Consider the following 21,722-nt stretch of genomic DNA (forward strand, 5'->3'; position numbering starts at 1 on the left):
GGGCAACCGTCGCCATATCCGTTGGACCGCCTAGTGGTATAAAAGTTCCACTAGTTGGTCCAAAGTAAGGAGGGTCATGCCGGGCGACGACGAGACCGACGGCGGCGTGCGCAGCGTGCTGCGCGCCGTGGACCTGCTGGCGCTGTTCGACGAGCGGCACCAGAGCCGGTCGATCCGCGAGCTGACCGAGGGCAGCGGTCTGGCCAAGACCACGGTGCTGCGCCTGGTCCACACCCTGGAGCTGCGCGGCCTGCTGTGGAGCCGGCCTGACGGTCTCATCGCAGCCGGTCCCGGGCTGCTGCGCTGGGCGGGACTGGCACGCGCCGCCTGGCAGGTGCCCGAACCGGTCCGCGAGGTCATGCGCGAACTCGTGGCCGAGACCGCGGAGACCGCCAACCTCTACGTCCGCGGCGACGCCACACGCGTCTGCGTCGCCCAGCAGGAAGGGCCGCAGAACCTGCGCCACGTCGTCGCCGTCGGCGACGAACTGCCCCTGTGGGCCGGGGCCGCCGCCCGGGTCCTGCTCATCGGATGTGACGACGCGCTGCTGCGCCGCGTCGCCGCCGCCTCGCCCTTCGGGGCCCGCCACGCCGAGACCCTGCGCATCCGGATCGCGGCGGCCCGCGCCGATGGCCACGCCGTCAGCCACGGGGAGCGCGAGGTCGGGGCGTCGGGCGTCGCCGCTCCCGTCGTGGACGGCGCCGGACGGGTCGTGGCCGCGATCGCTCTCGGCGGCCCCACCGCGCGCTTCACCTCCGAGGCGGTCGCCGAGTTCGCCGGCGCCGTCACCCGCGCGGCCCACCGGATCTCCGAGATCGGCCTGTATCCGGCCGGGAGAGCGCGCTCGGGGGAGGAGGCCGGATGAGCGAGCACCCCTTCGGTACGGGGCTGTTGTCCGGGGTGCGGGTCATCGACATGACCAACGTGCTGGCCGGCCCGTTCGCCGGTTACCAGCTCGCCCTCCACGGCGCCGAGGTCATCAAGGTCGAGGCGCCGGGAGGCGGCGACCTCGCCCGCAGGCTCGGCGCCGACGCCGATCTCAACCGGGCCCGGCTCGGCGCGTCCTTCCTGGCGCAAAACGCCGGCAAGCGCTCGATCACCGTGGACCTCAAGGACGAGAGGGGCAAGGAGGTCCTGCGCCGCCTGGTCCGCACCGCCGACGTCCTGGTGGAGAACTTCCGTCCCGGGGTCCTGGAGCGTCTCGGGTTCGGCGCCGACGTCTTGCGCCGGCTCAACCCCGGGCTCGTCTACTGCGCGATCTCCGGGTTCGGCGCCACCGGCCCGTTGCGGGACCGGCCGGCCTACGACCAGGTCATCCAGGGGCTGTCGGGGATGATGAGCACCACCGGTACCCCCGGCACCGCCCCGCTGCGCGCCGGTTATCCCGTCGCCGACACGCTCGGCGGGCTCGCCGCGGCCTACGCGATCTGCGCGGCCCTGGTCCGCCGCGGCCGCACCGGCGAGGGGGGCGTGCTCGACGTGTCGATGCTGGAGACCGCGATCACCGCCATGGGGTGGGCCGTCTCCAACCACCTGATCGCCGGGGTCGAGCCGCGACCGATGGGAAACGACAACGCCACCGCGGCCCCGTCGGGCACCTTCCGCACCGGCGAGGGGGCACTCAACATCGCGGCCAACAAACAGGAGCAGTTCGTGGCCCTGTGCCGCCTGCTCGGCCGTCCCGACCTGGTGACCGATCCCCGTTTCGCCGAACGCGAGGCGCGCAAGGCCAACCGGGGGCCACTCCAGGAGGAACTGGAGGAGGCGCTGGCGGCCCGCTCCGCGGCCGAGTGGGAGGAGCTGTTGGCGGGGGAGGGGGTGCCGGCCGCGCGCGTGCTCACCGTCGCCGAGGCCCTCGACCTGGACCACGTCGCCCAGCGCGGACTGGTCCACGACCTTCCCTTCCCCGGTGACGCCGAACGCCGGCTGCGGGTGCTGGGCAACGGAATCCACGTCGACGGGCAGAGGAGCGCGCCGCAGGGCACGGCGCCGCTGCTGGGCGAGCACACCGAGGACGTGCTGGCCGAGTTGGGATACGACGCCGGCGAGATCGCCGCGCTGCGAGAGGACGGAGTGGCATGAGCGACGACGAGATGATCCCCCGCGCCGACGTCGAGCAGTGGTGGGGCACCTCCATCACCCGGATCTCCCCGGGAGAGATCGACCTGCGCGGCTATCCGGTGCAGGACCTGATCGGCGGGGCCTCGTTCGCCGAGGTGGTCTGGTTGCTGCTCCGCGGTGAGCTGCCCGAACGCCGGCAGGCCGCGCTGTTGGAGGCCGCGCTGGTGGCCTCGGTGGACCACGGCCCCCAGGCGCCCTCGATCGCGGCCGCGCGTATGGCCGTCACCTGCGGGCTGGGACTGAACAACGCCGTGGCCACCGGCGCCAACCTGCTCGGCGACGTGCACGGCGGCGCCGGTCAACAGTGCATGGACCTCCTCGCGCGGATCCGGGAACGCTGGAGGGCGGGAGAGGACCTGGACGAGGTGGCCGCCGACACGGTGGCGGAGTACCGGCGGCGGCGACAGCACGTGCCGGGGTTCGGGCACCGTTTCCACCCGCGCGATCCCCGCCGCGACCCCCTCCTCGGCCTGGTCGCCGACGCGGCCGGGGAGGGCGTGGTCGCGGGAGAGTACCTGCGGGCCGCCCAGGCGCTGGAACAGGCGCTCGCGGCGGGGCGCGAGCGCCCGGTCCCGATGAACATCGACGGCGCGACCGCCGTCGTCTACTCCGAGCTGGGGTTCGCCCCGGAACTGGGGCGCGGGCTGTTCGTGCTGTCGCGCTCGGTGGGGATTCTCGCCCACGCCTGGGAGGAGCGGGGGAGCGGCGCGCGGATCAAGGGGCCGATCCCGCGCCGGCTGCTCGCCGCCTACACCGGGCCCCAGCAGCGCCGCCTGCCCGCGCGGTGACGGTCGTGCGGGTCCGCGGTGCGCGCCGCCGCGGACCCGCGGATCTCACGGTTCCAGGCGCAGCAGGCCCCGTTTGTAGGCCGGGACCAGGTGACGTGGCACCAGCGCCCGGCGCCCGTCGATGACGATGGGCACCAGGTCGGGGGTCTGGGCCCGCCACTGTGAGCGCCGCGTGCGGGTGTTGGAGCGCGACATCCTGCGTTTGGGAACGGCCATGGTCTGTCCTTGTCGTCGGTCGGCTGGTCAGGAACGGCCGTAGCGGCGCTGGAAGCGCTCCACGCGACCGGCGGTGTCGATGACCCGTCCCCGCCCCGTGTAGAAGGGGTGGCTCGCCGCGGAGATGTCGACGTCGACCACGGGATAGGTGTTGCCGTCCTCCCATTCGATGGTCCGGTCGCTGGTGATGGTGGAGCGGGTCAGGAACGCGAAGTTCCCGGCCCGGTCACGGAAGACGACGGGGTGGTAGTCGGGGTGGATGCCCGGTTTCATGGTGGTCCTTCCTGGGAGGTGGTCAGCGCTCTTCGCGGAACTCGACGTGGGCGCGGATCACGGGGTCGTACTTGCGCAACACGAGCCGGTCGGGGGTGTTGCGCCGGTTCTTGCGGGTCACGTAGGTGTAACCGGTGTTCGCGGTGGAACGCAGCTTGATGACGGGCCGGGTGTCGTTGCGGGCCATGCGTGTCGCCTCCTGGGCTCTCGGTGGAGGACGTGCCTCTCGCTCTATAGAAGGGAATGATAACCGTTTTCATTCCCGACGTGACACCGAACCCGCTCGGTGCCCCCTCGCCGCGGTGGCCCAGGTCCTCGCTCACAGCACCCGAGGGAGCGCGCGGCCGGCTTCCCCGCCGTCGCTCACCAGCGGGGAGGCCCGAGACGAGGCGGCCGGGCGTCCGTGAGGGCGCCGACGGCGCCGAGCCGATCCGGCCCCGCTCCGGCGCGCGGATTGTCACGCCCCCGCCCACCGCGGCCGGACATCACGCTCCCGCGTTCACGGCGTGCCCTGGGTCAGCGCGTCCCGGCTCCACGGGAGGACAACGCCCCCCCACGAGCACCCCTCCGTGGGATCCGCGCCGGAGCCCTCGCCTTCCCGTGCCGTGCGCTCCCCGTCCACGCCGTGGACGGCGAAGGGGGCGGCGGTCTCGCCCCATTCCGCGCGGGGCGGGTAGGGGCCGGGGTCCGGAAAGCGGCGGCCCTGGTTCCGGTGGGGGACCGGCGTGGGCCGGCACCCCGGCCGAGACGGGCATCGGACGGCCGGGTGCCGCCAGTGTCCGACCCGCGGATCCGGAGCCGGTCGAGGCCGGCCCCGTCTCGAACGCGATGAGGGTCGCAGGGTGATGGCGATGCGCGTTTCGGGTGAACGACCTCGCCGCGACTTTCCGTGTTGGTACGGTTCCTCATGGTCCCGGGCCCGCGAGCCGCGGGGCGGGACGCGAGTGCGAACCGCGCCGCCCGGTCCACGGGCCTACGACCGTCCCCGCAAGCCGGAGGCCCGATGCCCACCCCCTCGACACCGCCGTGTCCGGCCGGCCGTCCCACCATCGACGTCGTCGCGCGCCACGTGGTCGAGCGGGTCTCGCGGGAGGAGGTGGAGCACTACCCGGCCCTGCGTGACGACTTCCTGGCGCACGGGCGACGCCCCGGCCGCTCCAGCCCTCTGGGCATCGGCGATGTCATCGCCGGCGCGGTCACCGGGATCGTCCTGGCCGTTCTGCACGACCTGGTGACCGGCAGCCTCGTGGAGGTCTCCCGGCCCTGGTGGAGACGGCTGTGGTCGTGGGTGCGCGCCCGCCTGGGGCGGGGCGAGCGGGTCCGGGTGGAGGTGAACGCTCCCGTCCCCCGCCTCACCCCCGACCAGGCCGCCGCCGTCGTCGCGGCCATCACGGCCTACGCCGTCCGCGAACGGTTGCCGCAGGACAAGGCCGGCCGGTTGGCGGCCGAGATCGTCCGGGTCCTCGTTGCGGCCGGGGAAGCGCGTGACGACCGAGTCGGGGGGTGAACCCCGGACGGCCGGTCCGGCGCGCCCCGACCCGTTCCGGCTGCCCGCCGCGACCACCGCGCAGTTCGCCGTCCTGCTGCTCACCTCGTTCGTCGGGGCCGTCCTCGTCTACGAGTGGGTGTTCGACACCGCGCGCTCGGCGGGACTCTGGGAGAGGCACGGCCGGCTCACCTGCGCGCAGACCGCCCGGGCCCGGGTGGCCGGCGGCGATGTGGCGGGACTGGCCCGGTCCTACACCCAGTGCGTCGTCGAGGCCGACCGGGGCGAGGCGTTCCTCCTGGCCGTGGCCGCCCTCGTCCCCCTGGCCGCGAGCCTGCTGCTCCACCTCGTCCATCCGTGCCTGATCAGGCGCGGGCTGCGCCCCCACGAGGTCGGCGACGAGGAGCCGGGGGCCGCTCCCGCCCGCGCCGAGCTGGAGTCGCTGCTCGCCGGGAGGAGGGGCGCGACCCTGCTGGTCACCCCGGGGACGGCCGGTGGGGCCCGGGCCTTCGGGGCGTTCGGGCGCCACTACGTGGCGATCGATCGGCGGCTGCTGCTGATCGCGGGGAACCCCTCGGGCCTGCAACGGCTCAGGGCCGTTGTGCGCCACGAGGCCGCGCACATCCTTGGACGCGACGTCGGCATCGCGTATGTGACGGTGGCGAGCTGGTGGGCCTTCCTGCTCCTCGTCATCGTCCCGGCGCTCCTGCTGCTCCTGGCCGCGCGTCCGGGGTCCCTCCAGGCGATCACCTCCATGGCGGTGACACCGTTGCTGCTCTACGTCGCGCGCGCCCGCCTGCTCCGTACCCGTGAGCACTACGCCGACGTGCGCGCGGGGCAGGACCCGCAGGCGGGCGCGGAGCTGGACCGGCTTCTGGCGGAGGCCGAAGGGGAAGGCGGTGGGGCGGGGGCCCACCGGCGGATCCGCGAGCGCGTGGGCGAGGTGTTTCGGAGCCATCCCAGCGTGAGGCGGCGGCGCCGGATCCTCGCCGACCCGGGCCGGCTCCTGACCATGGGCGCCCTCGACCTCGCCCTGGTCGCGACGGTGACCGGCTACGGGTTCACCGCGGCCGCCTTCCTCCTCGACCTCATGTGGCTGGGCCCCGCCGATCCGGCCGACCTCCTGGTGGGGTTCCTCTTCGGGGTCCCCGCCGCCTTCGTGATCGTCTCCGGCGTCTGGCGGGCGGGCTCGCGGGAGGCGCGCCTCCGCGGGCCTCGGCCGAGGGCCCTCCCCGCGGCGACCGCGTTGACCGCGGGGCTGCTCGGCGGCCAGCTCCTCGCCCCCGCCTGGCCCGCCCCCACCTGGGGGACCCTGCTCCGCGACGCCCCCGATCTCGCCGCCGCGATGGCGCTGCTGCTGTGGGGGGCGTCGTGGTGTTTCATCCGCTGGGTGATCCTGAGCGCGCGTGGCCGGCTCGCCGACCCGCAGTGTCCTCGACGCCGATGGGGGACCTGTCTCCTCTTCGCCGCACCACTGTCCGCGGTGGGGCTCACGACCTGGTTCCACGGGATCGCCCTGCTCGGGGAGGCGGCGGCGTGGTCGACCCTGGCGCTGCTCGCCGGGTTCTCGGTCTTCTCCCTTCCGCTTCCCGCGCTGCTGGCCGTGGCCGCCGTCCTGCCGCTGGCCGGGACGCGGGAGGAGAGCGGCCTCCCCCACCCACTGCTGCCGGCGCTGTTGGGCGGGGGGCCGCTCCTCCTCCACGCCGCCGTCGCCCCGATCGGGGCGCTTCTTCTGAGCGTGCTGACCGACGCGGGACCACGGGATCGGGCGGTCGTGCTGCCCGTTCTGTGGTGGGCGGTCGCCGCCATCCTCGTCGTCGGGGCCGCCCTGGTCCTGGGAGCGCTCGTCGGAGGACGGCGAGGGAGTGGCGGGCTGCTGTGCGCCACCGCCGTGATGACGATGTTCGCGGCCGCGGCGGTGCTTCCGGCGTTCCTGCTGCACCTCGCCCTCGTGCGGTGTGGCGGGGCCGGGCTCACCGCCCCGTTGTGCCTGCCCGTGACGTTCGCCGACCTCTTCGGCGGTCTCACACCGCCGCTGTTCGCCCGCGCCGTCGTCCTCGTGTTCGCGGGCCTGTTCGCGGTGTGCGGCCCGGTGGCGCTCCTCGGGGCGTGGCTGCGGGGCCGTCCCCCGCGGCCGGCCGCGCCGCCCGCGGGGCGGCGTCGTCCGGGCCCGGTGCAGACGTGGTCCTCCGCGCTCCTCCCGGCCGTGCTGTTCCTCCTCGTCCTGCTCCCGTTCGAGACGGAGAAGGCGCCGACCGCGGTGTCGCCGATGGCCCTGGGGGAGCCTCCGGCCGGGAGGTCGCTCGCCTGGCAGGAGGTCTGTCGCGAACGCGGCGTTCCGACGGGCGGGCGGCAGATGGTGGCCTACCTCACCGCGACGGAGCGGGGGGAGGGGTACCAGGCCGCGCGGGCCGACGCCCTGGGGGCCTCCGACGACCCGGTTCTCGCGGCGCTGGGGCAGGCCGCTCGGGGAGCGCTGGAGCGCGGTTCGCGGGACGAGGCGGCGCAGGCCTTCGGTGCCGCGTCGCACTACTGCGCGGTCCTGGACGCCGGCTGAGCGGGCCCGACGGAACGCGGCCAGGCCCCGGCCGCGTGTCCGGCCCCGGCCGGGGAGCCTCAGCGGTTACGGCGTACCACGAAGGCGATCACTCCGACCACGATCAGGATGCCGATCGCCAGGCTCGCGAACAGCAGCAACTGGGAGCTCAGGGCTATCGTCAGAGTCGTCTCCATGACGGCGGAGTACCCGTACGCCCCTCCGGTAACCCTTCCCGGCGCCGCGGAACCCGTCGCCACCTGCGCCGATCCCCTCTTCGCGAGAGCGGGGCGCGACAAGTCGGGGAGCCGCCCGCCCTCAGTCCGCGGGGTGTTCCACCTGGACGCACAGCTCCAACAGCGCCGAGCTCAGCGACTTGCCGTGGGCGTCCAGGTACAGCGACGTGGTGACCGTGTCCTCGTCCGCCCTGCGGCACACGAACACGAGCGCCCCCACATTGTCCATCCGGTGCCGCACGACCTCCCCGGTCACCCGCCAGGACAGGTGTTCGGCCACGGCCTCCGCCGTCACCGACGCGCACAGCGCCGGATACCAGGCGGGGTCGTAGGGGATCAGCGACAGGGTGGTGAGGTTGCCCTTGTCGCCCGATCGAGAGTGTGCCACGTCGTACAGCCGGACCCTCATCGCGTCCCCACGTCCCTTCCCTCGTCCCCGACGACCTCCACGCGGGTCGTCACCGCTTCGCGCGGCACCCCCGTCGAGACCACCCCGATCACCTCGGTGACCGAGGAACGCACCCCGCCACCGCCCGCGGGGCCGCAGGTGTAGAGCGCGCCGACCTCCTCGGCCACCGCCTCCGCGGTCTCGCGGTCCGGCCCGATCCCCGCCACGCGCAGCCGGCACTCATACGGTCCCTCCCCGTCCGACACCGGACCGCCGTACAGCGCGTCCACCCCGATGAGGTCGGCGCGCAGCCGGGGCACGACCCCGGACAGGCGTTCCCGCACCACCTCGGCGGCCAGGCGGGCCCGGGCCCGCGCGTCACGGCCGGCATAGCCGATCTCGGCCTCACCGCGAAATCCGGCCCGGTAGCCGACGCTGACCTTCAGTTCGGCGGGCCGCGGCCGGCCTCGGGCCCCACTGACGCGCACCCGGTCCCCGCCGAGATCGTGCACCCCGACCGTTGTCAGGTCGGCGGCGACGTCGGGGGTGAGATAGGCGCGCGGGTCGATCACCTCGTAGGTGAGCTGTTCGACCACGGTGTGCCGGTCCACCCGCCCGCCGGTGCCCGGCGTCTTGGTGAGCACCGCGCCGCCGTCCGGATCCACCTCGGCGAGCGGATAGCCCAGGTCGGCCAGCCTGGGAACCGAGGTGGGGCCGGGGCCGGCGAAGTACCCGCCGCTCACCTGTCCGGCGCACTCCAGCAGGTGGCCCACGACGGTCCCACGGGCGAGCAGGTCCAGGTCGGTGTCCGCCCAGCCGAAGGCGTGCATCAGGGGGCCCAGGAACAACGAGGGGTCGGCCATCCGGCCGGTGAGGATCACCTGGGCGTCGGTCTCCAGGGCCGGCAGCAGCGCGTCGGCCCCGATGTAGGCGCCGGCCGAGACGATCTCGCCGTGGGCCTCCAGGGGGCGCCCGTCCTCCCAGGCGGGGGAGGCGGGGTCGATCAGGTCGGTGACGTCGTCGCCGAGGACCGCGGCGACCCGTAGGGGAACGCCCGCGGCGCGGGTCAGCCCGGCCACCATGCGGGCCGCCCCCAAGGGATCGGCCGATCCGGCGTTGGTGACCAGGCGCGTCCCATGCCGGTGCAGCGGCCCCAGCAGCGCCTTCATCCGCCGGGCGAGCAGCGGGTCGTATCCGGGTCCCGTCCCGGTGAGCCGGCGGGCCTGGGCCAGTGCCACGGTGCGCTCTCCCAGGCACTCCAGCACCACGACGTCCAGTCCGCCCCGTTCGATCAGGTCCACCGCGGGGGTGACGCGGTCACCCGCGAACCCCGCCCCGCAGCCGATACGCATCCGGGTGGCCGTCATCATCCGTCCTCTCTCGTCTTCGCCGCCGGCAGCGGGCGGTATCCGCTCACCCCGCCCACAACGGCACCACCCCGGTGAGCACCGCCACCGCGAGCATGACCACGCTCACCAGCCAGGCCAGGGGGAGCAGGAATCTGATGTGGGATCCGATGGAGACGCCGCTCAGCCCGGTGAGCAGGAAGAAGGAGCCGGTCAACGGGCTGATGGGGAAGCCGACGGTCTCCTGCCCGATCACCGAGGCCTGGGCGAGCACGAGGGGTTCGATCCCGAATCCGGCGCCCACCCCGTTGATCACGGGAAGGACCGCGAAGTAGTAGGCGTCGGGCCCGAACAGCAGGCTCATCGGCACGCCGAGCAACCCGACCAACACCGGCAGCAAGGGTCCCACCTGGTCGGGGATCGCGCCGGTCAACGCCCCCGCCATCCCCTCGATCATCCCGCTCTCCTCCATGACGCCGAGGAACACGCCCGCGGCGAGCAGGGTGCTGGCCATCAGGATCGCGCCCTGGGCGTGGGCGTTGACGCAGTCGGTCTGCGCCTTCATCCCCCGGTGGTTGAGCGGCAGGGCCACGGCCGTGGCGATCATGAAGACCAGGTGGGGCGGCAGCACCCCCGACACCAGTACGCCGATCAGGGCCAGGGTGAGCGCCGCGTTGACCGCCGTCAGCCACGTCCGGCGCCCGCCGGCATCCTCTCCTCTCCCTCCCGGGGCGTCCTCGACGTGACCGGGCGCCACGGGAACGGTGACCGTGACCCTGGAGCCCGCGCCGAGCCGGGCCCGCTCACGCAGCCCCAGCCAGTAGGCGATCGCTCCGCAGGCGAGCAGGCCGGCGATCTGCGCGGGGATCAGGGGCGTCCAGATCTGGTTGGCGTCGACGCCGATGGTCGCCGCGGCCCGCGCGGTCGGTCCGCCCCAGGGCAGCAGGTTCATCACCCCCGCGCCCAGGCCGGTCAGGGCGGCCAGCACGGAGCGACGCATTCCCAGCGCGTCGTACAACGGCAGCAGGGCGGGGACGGTGATGAGGAACGTCGTCGCCCCCGCGCCGTCGAGGTGGGCGACCGAGGCCAGCAGCAACGTGGCCAGACAGACCGTCACCGGGTCGTCGCCGCCGAACCGCAGGATGCGGCGGATCACCGGGTCGAACAGGCCGGCGTCGCGCATCACGCCGAAGTACAAGATGGCGAACACGAACATCGCCGCGGTCGCCGCGACCCCGTTGAGGCCCGTGGTGACGAAGCCGGCGATCTCGCCGGGGGAGAAGCCGGCGACGGCCGCGGCGACCACCGGGACGGCGATGAGGGGGACCACGGCGGTCACCCGGTTGGACAGCAGCAGGACCAGGAGGGCCGCGATGGTGGCGAAGCCCAGCACGGTCGACATGGGAACCCTCCCGGCGAGATCCGCGTCTCCGTCGAAGGTGATGGCGGTCACCATCGTGGGGGAGCCGGCGTTGCGTGTCCAACATCGAAAATGCAAGGACCTATGATCTGGACGCATGGATCTCTCCCTGCGACAGCTGGAGGCCTACGCCGCGGTGGCGCGGGCGGCCGGATTCAGCGAGGCGGCGCGCGAGCTGCGCGTCTCACAGTCCGCCCTGAGCCGGACCGTCCAAGAGATCGAACGCCTGCTACGGGTGCGCCTGCTGGAACGCACCAGCCGCGGGGTGCGGCGCACCCCCGAGGGCGAGGAACTGCTGGCGGTCGCCGAACGCCTCCTCGCCGCGCACCGGGCCGAGATGAGCCGGCTGGGCCGCTTCCTCGAAGGGGAGACGGGCACCGTCACCATCGCCACGCTGCCGTCGGTGGCCGCGGTGCTGTTACCCCCGGTGATCGCCGCCTTCCGGGCCCGTCATCCCGGCATCGGGGTGCGGGTGCTCGACGGCATGTCCGACACGGCGCTGGAGGCCGTGGCGCGCGGTCGGGCCGATATGGCCATCGCGGTCCCCGCCCGCGCGATCCCGGGCGTGCGGGCGCGTCCGTTCGTGCGCGACACCTTCTTCGCCGCCTTGCCACCCGACCACCCGCTCACCGCCCGAAGGAGGCTGGCCTGGGCCGACTTCGGCGGTCACCCCTTCATCGCGCTGGGCGTGGACTCCAGCGTCCGCCGGCTGACCGACCGCGCCATGGCGGCGGCGGGCGTCGAGGTCGCCACGACCGTCGAGGCGGGCAACGTCTCCACGGTCGGCGGGCTCGTCGCCGCGGGCCTCGGGGTATCGGCGCTTCCGGCGCTGGTGCGCGTGCTGATGGGCTTCGCCCGGATCGAGCACCGTCCCCTGGACGGGCCGGCGACGGCGCGCGGGATCGACCTTCTGGTACCCGACGGGGCCACCCCCACGCCGGCGGCCCGGCGCTTCCTCGACCTGGTGGAGGAGCTGCCCGCCGCGGATCATCCACTGCCCGACGACGTCGAATGGGCCCGGGACCTCCCCCGTCCGTAAAGGTGAGGGTCCTCCCGCCGGCGGGGTTCATCTGCGAGGCGGACGGTCCAGGGCCGGCGGGGCGGCGTCCGTCAAGGTCATCCCTCTCGGGCGGGGCGACGCCCGAGAGGGATGGGCCGTGCCCTGAGACAGAGGTTGAACCTTCCGGCCACCCGCCCCCGCCGGCCCGACGCTCACCCCTCCCGCGCGGGGGTGTCCACGTCGGCCTTCGCGGATGGGGCGGCCAGGGCCTGTTCCAGCACCTCCAGGACCGTCGCGCGCAACAGTTCCACCTTGTAGCCGTTGTCCGCCAGCGGCGAGCAGGAGTCCGCCACCCGCGCCGCCGCGGCCGACAGGCTCTCCGGCGCCTCCCCGTCCCGCAGCACCGCCCGCTCCACCTCGGGCAACCGGAGCGGGACCCGGGCCACCCCGCCCACCGCGACCGCGACCGAGGTGAGCCGGCCGCCGTCACGGCCCACCCGGGCCACGGCCTCGACCAGCGGCCACTCGGCCGCGGCGCGCGCCGCGGCGCGGTGGTGGGCCCAGCCCTCGCTCGGAGCGGGCGGCGGAAGCGTCACCTCGATCAGGACGTCGTCCGGTTCCAGCAGGTGATCGCGGGTGGGGTCGTCGCCGTCACCGTAGATCCGGGCCGCCGGCACCACGCCGAGCCGGTGGGTGCGGACGGTCGCGTCGTAGGCGAGCAGGGCCACCGCCAGCGACGACGGGTGCGGGGCGACGCACGGGCCCCGGTCGATCACCGCCGAGTACAACGAGGCGCCGGTGCGCGCCGGACAGCCCTGCCCCCCGCTTTGGTGGCAGGAGAAGGCCGGATTGCGGTAGTACCAGCAGCGGTTGCGCTGCAACAGGTTGCCGCCCAGCGTCGCGACGGTGCGGATCTGCGGCGTGGCCAGGCGGGCGGCCGCGGCAGCCAGGGCGGGGTGGCCGGCCGTCACCAGGGGGTCCGCGGCGATCTCGGCGATCGTGGTCATGGCACCGATGCGCACGGAGCCGTCGGGCCGCCACTCGCTCCCCCGCAGCTCCGCGACACCGCGCAGGTCGACGAACGGCCCGCTCGTCCGTCCGATGCCGGCCCGCGCCGTGAGGTCGGTGCCGCCGGCCCGGGCCTGGCCGCCGTGGTCGCGTAGTGTGTCGGCCGCCGCGCGGATGGTGGAGGGCAGGTTCACGGGCGCATCCCCTCGAGAAGTCGGTCGGGACGGATGGGCAGGTCGAGCGGGCGGAAGCCGGTCGCGTCGCGCACGGCGTTGCCGATGGAGGCGGCCACCCCGATCGCGGCGACCTCGCCGAGGCCGACGCCGCCGCCGTTGACGTGCTCCCAGCCTTCCTGGTGGAAGTACACCTCGATCTCCGGGGTGTCGGCGATGCCGGGGATCCGGTAGTCCTCGAGGTTGTCGGTGAGCACCACCCCGGTCGCGGGGTCGATGTGGCGCTGCTCGTACAGCGCGTAGCCGATGCCCTGGATGATGGCGCCTTCGCACTGGTTGCGCGCCAGACGTTCGGAGTAGATCCGGCCGGCGGCGATCCCGGCCCACATCCGCGTCACCCGGATCCGGCCCAGGCGGGTGTCGACCTCGACCTCGGCGACGTGCACCGCGCCGGCGAACCCGCGGCCCACCGCCATGCCGCCGAGGGGGACGGGGGTGAGGTAGCCATGACGGTCACGTCCGCGTCCTCCGACGACGCGGGCTCCCTCGGACGCCTCCAGGCGATGCGCCACCGACGGGGCGTCGCCCAGGAGCCGGCGCAGCCGCCGTGCCGCGTCCTGGGCGGCCGGGCCGATGGAGGTGGTGGTCTTGCTACCCGTCGACGAGGCACCCTTCAGGCCGTTGTTGTGGCCGATCTCGACACGCACCCGATCGGCGGGCAGGCCGAGTTCTGCCGCCACCACGTCCGCGATCACCGATCGCGATCCGGTCCCGATGTCCTGGATCGCCGCGCGGGCGACCACCCGGCCTTCTCGGACCTCCAGTTCGACCTGCGCCCCCGTGTTCAGCAGGTAGGGCCAGTTCGCGGCGGCCACCCCGACGCCGTGCCGTATCCGGCCCGATTGGGCGCCCCGGTTCCGCCGCTGCCACATGGGCAGCGCAGCGGCGCGGTCGTACAGCGCGTGACGTTTGGGGTTGCCGTCCCAGCGCCGGCGCAGCGCGATCGGATCCTCCTTGAGCCGCAGCGCCATCTCGTCCACCCCCTGCTCCAGCGCCCACAGCAGTGGGGCCCCGCCGGGGCCTCGGAACGGGGCGCCGGGTGGCAGGTTGGTGACGACGTCGAAGTCGCGTAGCCGCCGCGGCGCGGTGCCGTAGACGAGGTTGGCGAACAGGGCGGTGGGGGTGTCCACCGACACGCCACCGTCACCGTGGGCGTCCACGGCCAGGGCGGCGAGATCGCCGGAGGCGTCGGCGAGCAGGGCCAGCTCGGTACGGGTGCCGGGGCGGCTGCCGGCGTCGGTGAGCTCCTCGGACCTGTCGAACACCAGCCGCACGGGCACCCCGCAGATCCGGGCGAGCTCGGCGGCGGCGATCGCCTCGACTCCCAGCCGTCCCTTGGCGCCGAAACCGCCCCCCACGTGCTCGGCCACGACGTGCACCCGTTCGGGGGGAAGCCCCCAACGGCGCGCGGCCTGCTCGGCGACGTCGGTGACGGCCTGCGTGGACACGTGCAGGTGGAGGTCGCCCCGTTCGTCCCAACGGGCGACGCAGGCGTGCGGTTCAAGCGGGGTGTGCACCTGGACCGACGTGGTGAACACGGCCGCCACCAGGCGGTCGTCGCCGCGTTCGGCGGCCCGGGACAGCCGGCGCACCGCGGTGGCCTGGCGACGGCCGAACCCGGACGGCCCGCGCACGTTGCCCTGCCAGCGGCCGGGCAGGCCGGGACCCTCACCCGAGCGGGGCGCCGCGCGCCGTTCGTCCCGGGAGGCGTACACCAACGGGGAACCCGCCGCCCGCGCCTGTTCCGGGCGGGTGACAGCGGGGAGGGGGGAGTAGTCGATACGCACCCGCGCGGCCGCCGCCAGGGCCTGGGAACGGGTGGCGGCCGCCACGGCGAGGACGGGCTGGCCGACGTAGCGCAGGGTCCTGTCATCGGGGAGCAGGTCGACGTGGGGGACGTCTCCGGCGTCGATCGCGCCGACGCGCGCATGGGCGTGGGGGGAGCGCACGATCACGGCCTCAAGCCGCTTCGCGGGCAGGATGTCGGTGGTGTAGCGGGCCCGGCCGGTGACCTTCTCGAAGGCCTCGACGCGGGGCCGGGGGGCGGACGCCGGGTCGTCGTGTTCGCCGGCGCAGGCGGCTCGGACGGCGGCGTAGATGCCCTCGTAGGCGCCGCATCGGCACAGGTGGCCGGCCATGGCCGTGGCCACGGCGGCCCGCCCCGGGTCGACGTCCCCGTGCTCGGCGCGCCAGCGGTCGACGAAGGCCGCCGCCTCCACCACGAAGCCGGGGGTGCAGTAGCCGCACTGCATCGCGTCGTGCGCCGCGAACGCCCGTTGCACGGGGTGGGCGCCGTCGAGGCCCTCGACGGTGGTGACCGAACGTCCCTCCAGGTGGGCGGTGGGCAGCAGGCAGGAGGCCCCGGGGGCGCCGTCGATCAGGACGGTGCAGGCGCCGCAGACGCCGTTACCGCAGGCCAGTTTGGTTCCGGTGAGGCCGAGCCCGTCGCGGAGGAGTTCCACCGCGGGGGCGTCGGGATCGCTGTCGGTGCTGACGGGAACACCGTTGACGTTGAGGTCCATGTGTTCTCCTCGGGGCGGAGAGGCCCCGGCGGGAAAGTTGACAATGTCAACATAGGAGGGCGGGTTGACGCTGTCAACCACGACTCGTACCCTCACGCCATGTCCGCAGATCAGACCAGGGTTCTCGATGCCGCCCACGGTGGCCACTCCCGTCGCGGGAGTGGTGAGACCCGGGACCGGTTGGTCGAGGCGGCCTGGGACCTGGTCGCCGAGGGCGGGCCCGAGGCGGTCACGCTACGCGCCGTGGGAGAGCGCGTCGGGGTATCGCGTACCGCCCCCTACCGTCACTTCCGCGACAAGAGCGACCTGCTGGCGGCGGTCGCCGCACGCGGCTTCGAACTGCTGCGCGCTGAGACGGCCCAGGTGATGGCGGGGCGTGACGGCTCGCTGGACTCGATCGCCTCCGCGCTGCGGGCCGGATGCGTCGCCTACGTCCGCGCGGGGCTGGCCCGCCCCCGCCACTACCGGCTGATGTTCGGGGAGGCGGCGGCCGGATGCGACGACGACACCGTCCACGGGATCGCCTCGGCCTCACTCGCCGAGTTCGCCGAGGTCCTGGCCGAGGGACAACGCGCCGGAGCCGTCCGCTCCGGCGACGCCGTCGAGTTCGCCTTCCTCACCTGGGCCATGCTGCACGGGCTCGTCGACCTCGCGCTATCGGGGCATTTCGCCCGGAAGGGCATCAGCGTCGAGGAGGCCGCGGCCCGCGCGGCCACCCGTTGGTTCCACGGACCCTCCCTCTGAGCCCCGCGACCGGACGGCCGGAACGCGACCGGCCTGTTCCGGTACGGTCGGGGGCAGGCACACCGCGTCGACGACGTCGGGAAGGCGCCCGCGCCGGGCGAACGCCAGGCGCTGGCGAAGAGCCCCGCTGCCACCACGTCGTAGCCTTTCCGACACCGTCTCGACGTGGTCCAGATCCCCGGCCTGCGCCAACGCCGGGCGCGTCCACGCCAACAGCCGGCCCAGCACTGTCTCGGCCGGGGCGAGCCGGCCGGTCGAAGGGTCCAGACAGGCCCCCTCGAAACCGTCCCTGGAGGCTCGCCACATGTGCGCGCGCAGGTCGTGCTCTGACAGCCGCGGCGCCGCCCGGCCGCGCTCCAGCTGGGCCATGGCCATGACCACCAGGGCGCGCGTGAGCAGGGCCACCATGACGGCCTCCTCGGCGGAGGGGGCCACGTCGCAGACGCGCATCTCCAGGGTCGGATGCCGTTCCGACAGGCGGACATCCCAGTAGACCATCTTGCGGTCCAACGCGGCGCGCGAGGCCAACAGGCCACGAACTCCCGCCTCGTAGTCGTCGAGGGAGGGGAAGAACGGCGGCGGCGACGCCGAGGGCCAGTGGCCCCACAGGACGTAGCGCAGGCTCGCGTAACCGGCGTCCGCCCCATGGCCGAACGGGGAGTTCGCGGTCAACGCGAGCAACAGCGGCAGCCAGGGGCGCAGGTGGTTGCACACCAGCACACCGGTCTCACGGTCGGGGATCGCCACGTGGACGTGACAGCCGCAGGTGACCGAACGGCTCGCCAAGGGGCCGTACTCCCGTACCATGCGCGCGTAGCGCCGGCCGATGGACAAAGGCGGCAACCGGGGCTCGGCGAGGACCGGCGTCGCCGTCGCCGCCACGCGCAGCCCCCTTCGGGCGGCCGAATCGGCCAACCGTCGGCGTAGGCAGCGCAGGCCCGCCAACAGGTCGCCGGCTCCCGAACACACCGCGCTCACCGCCTCGACCTGGCAGCGGCGGAATTCCTGGTGCACCTCGCCGGGCCCCGCACCGGCCGCGCCGAGGACCTCGGGCGCGCGCGCGGACAGCCGGCCGCACGGCTGGACCAGGAGGAACTCCTCCTCCACCCCCACGGTGGGTACCGCGGGGAGCGCGTGTCGAATCGTCATGGCCGCCGCCATTCCCGGGGACACGGCCACCGGGGCCGTCCTCCCTGTCAGGTCCGTCCCCGCTGGCCGGTGAGGGCCGCCCGCGCCACATGGCAAGCAGGTCGGGACACCGTTCCGGGGAGCCGGACTACGACGATCGGAAAACAACTCGCACTCTCTATGTTTGCCGCTCCCCGTGCGGGTAGGCAAGGCATGAGCGGTGACGCAGTGCCGTTTGGATCGGGGGTTCCGGCGGCACCGGCCCTCCTGTGAGTTCTCCGGGAGGGGGGCCGGACGACGGTTGGGGGACCGTCGCGTGCCCGGCCACCGCTCGCAGGGGCCCGCGGAGCGGCGCGCATCGTTTTCGCGCCGAACGCGGGCCCCACATTCCCCACCCCACTCACCCCATCCGACACGGCCGATCACCGGCGTCCCACCTGTGCGCGTCACGCCTGGTGAGATGCCCATTACGAGGCGATGCGCCCGATTGTGTTTGCCCTGTGGTGGCCAGGGCAGGCCGAGGGTGGGTCCAGAAGCGCGGCCCGAGGTTCGGCGCCGTGGTCCGGGGACGGGGCACGCGTTCGGACATCTGCCCCGCCGCGGTGTCCGATCCCGCGTCTACGCGGATCCGCGTGGACACGTGCGAGCAGCGTGTCGTCCGTGAGGCGACGGCCGAGCCGCGGAAGCGAGGCCCTTCCAGCCGGGAGGGCCACCGAATCTGCGACGAGGGGAATCCACGATGCGCACCTCCACCACCTCCCTGCTGCCCCCTCCCCGCGTGGAGGGGGGCGAACGTGAGGAGGAAGTCCCGCTCCGGATCGCCGACACGACCGACTCCGAGGAACTGCTTCGCCAGCGAGCCGCGCATCCGCACGATCCGATCCTGCGCGAGGAGATCAACGAACGGCTCGTCCAGTTGCACACGCCGATGGTGCGGCGACTGGCCGACCACTACCGCGACCGTGGGGAACCCCGGGACGACCTGCGCCAAGTCGCCATGATGGGTCTGATGAAGGCGATCCGGGGATTCGACCCCGACTACGGGCGTCCTTTCATCTCCTACCTGCTGCCCATGGTCACCGGCGAGCTCAAAAGACACTTCCGGGACAGCACCTGGGCCATCCGGGTGCCCAGGCGCCACCAGGAGAAGCGGTCCGAGCTCAACCGCTTCACCCGCGAGTTCACCCAGAGCCACGGGCGCAGCCCGACGGTGCCGGAGATCGCCGAAGGGCTCGGCCTCGACGTGGACGCGGCCCTGGAGCTGATCGACGCCTCGGCCGCCTACAGCGCCCTGTCCCTGGACGCCCCCCACGGAGGGGACGCCGGCGAGGACGACGGCGCCTCCCTGGGGGAGAGCATCGGCACCGACGACGCCGACCTGGAGAACGTGGTCGACCGTGAGGCCCTCAAGGCGGCCTTGGAACGTATCGAACCCCGGGAGCGCAGGGTGCTGCTGCTGCGCTTCTTCGGCAACAAGACCCAGGCCGAGATCGCCGGCCTGATAGGCGTCTCGCAGATGCAGGTCTCGCGTCTGCTGGCCAAGACGCTGCGCCGACTGCGCGAGGAGATGCTCGCCGACTAGGGCGTGCGACGTGAGAGGACGGACGCGGTATCCGCGTTGACGGTGGGTTCGACGAACCGGCCATAGGGAGGCGGACCGGGCGACGGGCCCTGGCGGCAGAAGGCCTGCGGGAGCGCGGCGGCCTGTTCCCGGTCGAGAGGAGCGCGGCGCGAGCGGCACCGTGACCGCGTCGGCGGTGGGCGGCCAGGAGGCGATGGTACGGGCCCGGCGGCGCCCGCCTAGCGGGGGAGCGCGGCCGGACGGAGGGCCGGCCTACCGTGTAGCCACCGGGTGACGGGGCGGTCGGTACCCGGCCGGCACCCCCTGGAGCGTCCGGGTGAGGACGGGAGACTCCACGGGGACTTTGGGTCACGGTGAGGATCGCGACGCGGCCGCGCGGCAGGCCGGGCGGGACATCCGTGTGGATCCCGAGTCCCCGCGGGACAAGCGACGGCGGCAGGTGGCTGGGTCTGGCGCCGGCCGACGTCTGGACGGTCTCCGCGATGCCGGGTCACGGTGGTGACGGGGTGAGGTATGCCGCCGCGGCGGTGTCGAATACGCCGCCGTCGAGGCGGCTGTCGGCGACCGGGGAGCGCCCGCTCGGGTGATGGTCACGCTCCAGTCCGGTCGTGGGGAGGGGGCGTGGTCGTCGCCCCCGTTGCGGTGGTGTGGGGGAGGCGCGCGGTGGCGGGCCGGGCCGTCGCCGGGACGGTCACTCCTCGAACGTCCTGGCCGTGGCGCCTTGGCCGCTTGGCGGGCCTACGCGGCGTGGGGAGAGGGCGAAGACGTTCCCCGAACCTCTCCCGCCGGTGCCCGCTCCGTTCGTGATCTACATCGTAAAGGTGATGGAGGGAGGACCCTGATTCGAAAGGCGAGAAAACAGCACCAGAAAGCGGCCGGGACCGCTCCCAGAAGAGGAGGACGGCCCCGGCACGTAGTGTCAGATGCGGTCGCGGATCCACGCGCCGGCCGGCTTGAGCGCGCCGCCGTTCCACGGACCGCCCGCGTTGCAGGTCCCCGGTTGGAAGACCGCGCCCGAGCGGTGGTCGTCGGAGTAGTTCCAGTTGGTCCAGCCGATACCCCGCTGGGCCATCAGGTCGATGTAGCGCTGCGCCATGGCGAAGTCGTTGGCGCCGTCACCGGAGTAGTCCTGGGTGCCGAACTCGCTGACGAAGATCGGCAGCTGCTGGGAGGCGCGGTCCAGGGCCGCGAGGTAGGGCTCACGGTGGGAGGCCGCGTAGAAGTGGAACGTGTACATGATGTTCTCGGCGTTCACCGGGTTGGCGATGATCTCCTGCTCGTTGGAGCCCTCCGAGACCCCGAGCGAGGACCAGGCGCGCGTGCCGACCAGGACGACCGCGTCGGGATCCTGCGCTCGGATCACCGGGATCATCTCCTCGGCGTACCCCTTGATCGAGGACCAGCTGACCCCGTTGGGCTCGTTGGCGATCTCGTAGAGGACGTTGTCCTTGTCCGCGTGGCGGCGGGTGATCTCGGTGAAGAAGGTCTTCGCGGCCTGGGTGTTGTAGTTGGGGTCGCCCGGGGTCAGGGTGTGCCAGTCGACAATGGCGTACAGGCCGCGCTCGGTGGCCTCGTCGATCAGCTCGCTGACCTTGTTGGTGAAGCCCTGAGGGTCGGTCTCGTAGCCGCCCTCCTGGACGTACATCGAAATACGAAGGACGTTGGCTCCCCAGTCGTGGGCGAGCGCGTCCAGCGAACCGTCGGTGAGGCAGTGGTCGAACCACTGGAGACCGTGGCTGCTCATGCCGCGCAGCTGAACGGGGGTACCGTCCTCACCGCACAGGCGGGTGCCGCAGACCTCCAGCCGTCCGTGCTCCTCCACGGGGGTGGTGGCGGCGGATGCGGGGGCGGACAGCAGGGTGGCGGCCAGGCCCGCGGCGGCGGCGAGTAAGCCGGCGACACCGAGGAAACGGGGGGTGCGGGTCATCGTCTCTCCAACGTCAGGGGCTGGGACGGGGACGGTGCGCGGCGGACACGGCGATGAGCGTGTCCGGTACCGGGCACCGGGATCGATCGACCTCTTCTCACGTATCGTCGCAAACGATAAGCAAACAGTAGTGGTGTGGTCAATGGGGCGAGGGTTCCTGTGGAACCACCCCCGACCGCTTCGATGCCGGGCTCTCCGGGCGCGGCGGAACCGATCCGCGCGCAAGGCGCCGCGCCCAGGAGCGGTGGCGTCGCGTCGGGCGGTCCAGGACGCGCCGAGGCCGGCGCCGCGCACGATGCTCTGGAGCTCTCCCGCAGGGTGCTTCGCTCCCCGATGATCTGCTCCGCGCCGCCCGGGAACAGGTCATGCTCCACGTACCGGGAACGCGTCTCGGTGAAGGAGGCGTTCAGGCAGAACACGCGGGCGACGCCGCGGTGGCGTCCGGCCGGATCCGTGAGCACCCCCAGCAGCGTCCCGCCGCCAAGACGCCCTCGACCACCACGCGGTAACCGCGCCCCATGGCCCGGCCGGCCACCACCGAGACCATCTCGATGTGCGCGCCGTCGGCGCCGTCCCTCTCCTTGAGGACGAGCCCGCGGACGCCATCCTGTCCGACGAGCGCGGCCAAAGAACCGTGACGCCGATGGATTTCCATGGCGATGGCCGACTCGCCCGCGCCGGAGCCGCCCCGAAGCACGATCAACCGGGTGTCGGCGGAGCCGACCCGGCCCAGGCGACCAGGAGGACGGGACGCGGCCCGGTCCACAG

At 73.5% G+C, this 21,722-nt stretch carries 19 protein-coding genes; 8 read left to right on the forward strand and 11 right to left on the reverse strand.

Annotated elements, in window-relative coordinates; all coding sequences use genetic code 11:
• Window positions 1–76 precede the first annotated feature (76 nt).
• The 3 genes from ACYVHU_RS23855 to ACYVHU_RS23865 are packed head-to-tail and all read left to right on the forward strand — an operon-like array spanning window position 77 to window position 2,909.
• On the forward strand, window positions 77–865 hold the full coding sequence (locus ACYVHU_RS23855; protein WP_078761021.1) for an IclR family transcriptional regulator: 789 nt from the start codon (window positions 77–79) through the stop codon (window positions 863–865).
• Window positions 862–2,082, forward strand: a complete 1,221-nt coding sequence (locus tag ACYVHU_RS23860; RefSeq protein WP_078761022.1) for a CaiB/BaiF CoA transferase family protein — start codon at window positions 862–864, stop codon at window positions 2,080–2,082. The genes ACYVHU_RS23855 and ACYVHU_RS23860 overlap by 4 nt, the downstream gene beginning before the upstream one ends.
• A complete protein-coding gene (locus ACYVHU_RS23865; RefSeq protein WP_078761023.1) occupies window positions 2,079–2,909 on the forward strand; it encodes a citryl-CoA lyase in 831 nt (276 codons plus the stop codon). The genes ACYVHU_RS23860 and ACYVHU_RS23865 overlap by 4 nt, the downstream gene beginning before the upstream one ends.
• Window positions 2,910–2,954: 45 nt before the next feature.
• On the opposite strand, the gene rpmF is transcribed toward ACYVHU_RS23865, so the two are convergent.
• The 3 genes from rpmF to rpmG are packed head-to-tail and all read right to left on the reverse strand — an operon-like array spanning window position 2,955 to window position 3,585.
• Entirely contained in the window at window positions 2,955–3,125 is a 171-nt protein-coding gene (rpmF, locus tag ACYVHU_RS23870; protein ID WP_078761024.1) for a 50S ribosomal protein L32, read from the reverse strand.
• Window positions 3,126–3,152: 27 nt separating this feature from the next.
• On the reverse strand, window positions 3,153–3,398 hold the full coding sequence (locus ACYVHU_RS23875) for a type B 50S ribosomal protein L31 (RefSeq protein WP_078761025.1): 246 nt from the start codon (window positions 3,396–3,398) through the stop codon (window positions 3,153–3,155).
• A 22-nt stretch (window positions 3,399–3,420) separates the two neighbouring features.
• Complete coding sequence (rpmG, locus tag ACYVHU_RS23880) at window positions 3,421–3,585, reverse strand: 50S ribosomal protein L33 (RefSeq protein WP_078761026.1); 165 nt, start codon at window positions 3,583–3,585, stop codon at window positions 3,421–3,423.
• Between the two features lie 816 nt (window positions 3,586–4,401).
• Here rpmG and ACYVHU_RS23885 point away from each other — a divergent pair.
• Together ACYVHU_RS23885 and ACYVHU_RS23890 are read left to right on the forward strand one after the other, a co-directional pair.
• On the forward strand, window positions 4,402–4,905 hold the full coding sequence (locus tag ACYVHU_RS23885) for a hypothetical protein (RefSeq protein WP_498949549.1): 504 nt from the start codon (window positions 4,402–4,404) through the stop codon (window positions 4,903–4,905).
• Window positions 4,883–7,441 carry a M48 family metalloprotease gene (locus ACYVHU_RS23890; protein ID WP_432940819.1) on the forward strand — a complete coding sequence of 853 codons (2,559 nt, stop codon included), beginning with the start codon at window positions 4,883–4,885 and terminating at the stop codon, window positions 7,439–7,441. The genes ACYVHU_RS23885 and ACYVHU_RS23890 overlap by 23 nt, the downstream gene beginning before the upstream one ends.
• Window positions 7,442–7,738: 297 nt before the next feature.
• Here the strand turns inward: ACYVHU_RS23890 and ACYVHU_RS23895 are convergent, their stop codons facing one another.
• From ACYVHU_RS23895 to ACYVHU_RS23905, 3 genes are read right to left on the reverse strand one after another with little or no spacing between them, the layout of a single operon-like run.
• Window positions 7,739–8,065: an AtuA-related protein gene (locus ACYVHU_RS23895; protein WP_078761030.1), complete on the reverse strand. Its 327-nt coding sequence runs from the start codon at window positions 8,063–8,065 to the stop codon at window positions 7,739–7,741.
• Window positions 8,062–9,414: an acyclic terpene utilization AtuA family protein gene (locus ACYVHU_RS23900; RefSeq protein WP_235000854.1), complete on the reverse strand. Its 1,353-nt coding sequence runs from the start codon at window positions 9,412–9,414 to the stop codon at window positions 8,062–8,064. Before ACYVHU_RS23900 ends, ACYVHU_RS23895 begins: the two co-directional genes overlap by 4 nt.
• 43 nt (window positions 9,415–9,457) lie before the next feature.
• Complete coding sequence (locus tag ACYVHU_RS23905; RefSeq protein WP_432940816.1) at window positions 9,458–10,792, reverse strand: CitMHS family transporter; 1,335 nt, start codon at window positions 10,790–10,792, stop codon at window positions 9,458–9,460.
• A gap of 115 nt (window positions 10,793–10,907) precedes the next feature.
• Between ACYVHU_RS23905 and ACYVHU_RS23910 the strand changes: the two genes are divergently transcribed.
• Window positions 10,908–11,849 carry a LysR family transcriptional regulator gene (locus ACYVHU_RS23910; protein WP_432940813.1) on the forward strand — a complete coding sequence of 314 codons (942 nt, stop codon included), beginning with the start codon at window positions 10,908–10,910 and terminating at the stop codon, window positions 11,847–11,849.
• A gap of 173 nt (window positions 11,850–12,022) precedes the next feature.
• Here the strand turns inward: ACYVHU_RS23910 and ACYVHU_RS23915 are convergent, their stop codons facing one another.
• Window positions 12,023–13,012, reverse strand: coding sequence for an FAD binding domain-containing protein (locus ACYVHU_RS23915; RefSeq protein ID WP_498949551.1), 990 nt, complete (start codon window positions 13,010–13,012; stop codon window positions 12,023–12,025).
• Window positions 13,009–15,573 carry a molybdopterin-dependent oxidoreductase gene (locus tag ACYVHU_RS23920; RefSeq protein ID WP_498949552.1) on the reverse strand — a complete coding sequence of 855 codons (2,565 nt, stop codon included), beginning with the start codon at window positions 15,571–15,573 and terminating at the stop codon, window positions 13,009–13,011. The genes ACYVHU_RS23915 and ACYVHU_RS23920 overlap by 4 nt, the downstream gene beginning before the upstream one ends.
• A gap of 99 nt (window positions 15,574–15,672) precedes the next feature.
• On the opposite strand from ACYVHU_RS23920, the gene ACYVHU_RS23925 reads away from it, so the two are divergent.
• Window positions 15,673–16,317 carry a TetR/AcrR family transcriptional regulator gene (locus ACYVHU_RS23925; protein ID WP_078761035.1) on the forward strand — a complete coding sequence of 215 codons (645 nt, stop codon included), beginning with the start codon at window positions 15,673–15,675 and terminating at the stop codon, window positions 16,315–16,317.
• On the opposite strand, the gene ACYVHU_RS23930 is transcribed toward ACYVHU_RS23925, so the two are convergent.
• Window positions 16,228–17,466 (reverse strand): carboxylate-amine ligase, encoded by a 1,239-nt coding sequence (locus tag ACYVHU_RS23930; RefSeq protein ID WP_078761355.1) that lies wholly within the window; start codon window positions 17,464–17,466, stop codon window positions 16,228–16,230. The two genes, ACYVHU_RS23925 and ACYVHU_RS23930, sit on opposite strands and share 90 nt — an antisense overlap.
• Window positions 17,467–18,184: 718 nt before the next feature.
• On the opposite strand from ACYVHU_RS23930, the gene ACYVHU_RS23935 reads away from it, so the two are divergent.
• A complete protein-coding gene (locus tag ACYVHU_RS23935) occupies window positions 18,185–19,027 on the forward strand; it encodes a SigB/SigF/SigG family RNA polymerase sigma factor (protein ID WP_078761036.1) in 843 nt (280 codons plus the stop codon).
• A gap of 919 nt (window positions 19,028–19,946) precedes the next feature.
• Here the strand turns inward: ACYVHU_RS23935 and ACYVHU_RS23940 are convergent.
• Together ACYVHU_RS23940 and ACYVHU_RS23945 are read right to left on the reverse strand one after the other, a co-directional pair.
• A complete protein-coding gene (locus ACYVHU_RS23940; protein ID WP_498949554.1) occupies window positions 19,947–20,954 on the reverse strand; it encodes a glycoside hydrolase family 5 protein in 1,008 nt (335 codons plus the stop codon).
• Window positions 20,955–21,360: 406 nt separating this feature from the next.
• Window positions 21,361–21,720: a P-loop NTPase family protein gene (locus ACYVHU_RS23945; RefSeq protein ID WP_432940802.1), complete on the reverse strand. Its 360-nt coding sequence runs from the start codon at window positions 21,718–21,720 to the stop codon at window positions 21,361–21,363.
• Window positions 21,721–21,722 lie beyond the last annotated feature (2 nt).

Source organism: Marinactinospora endophytica (assembly GCF_054780875.1).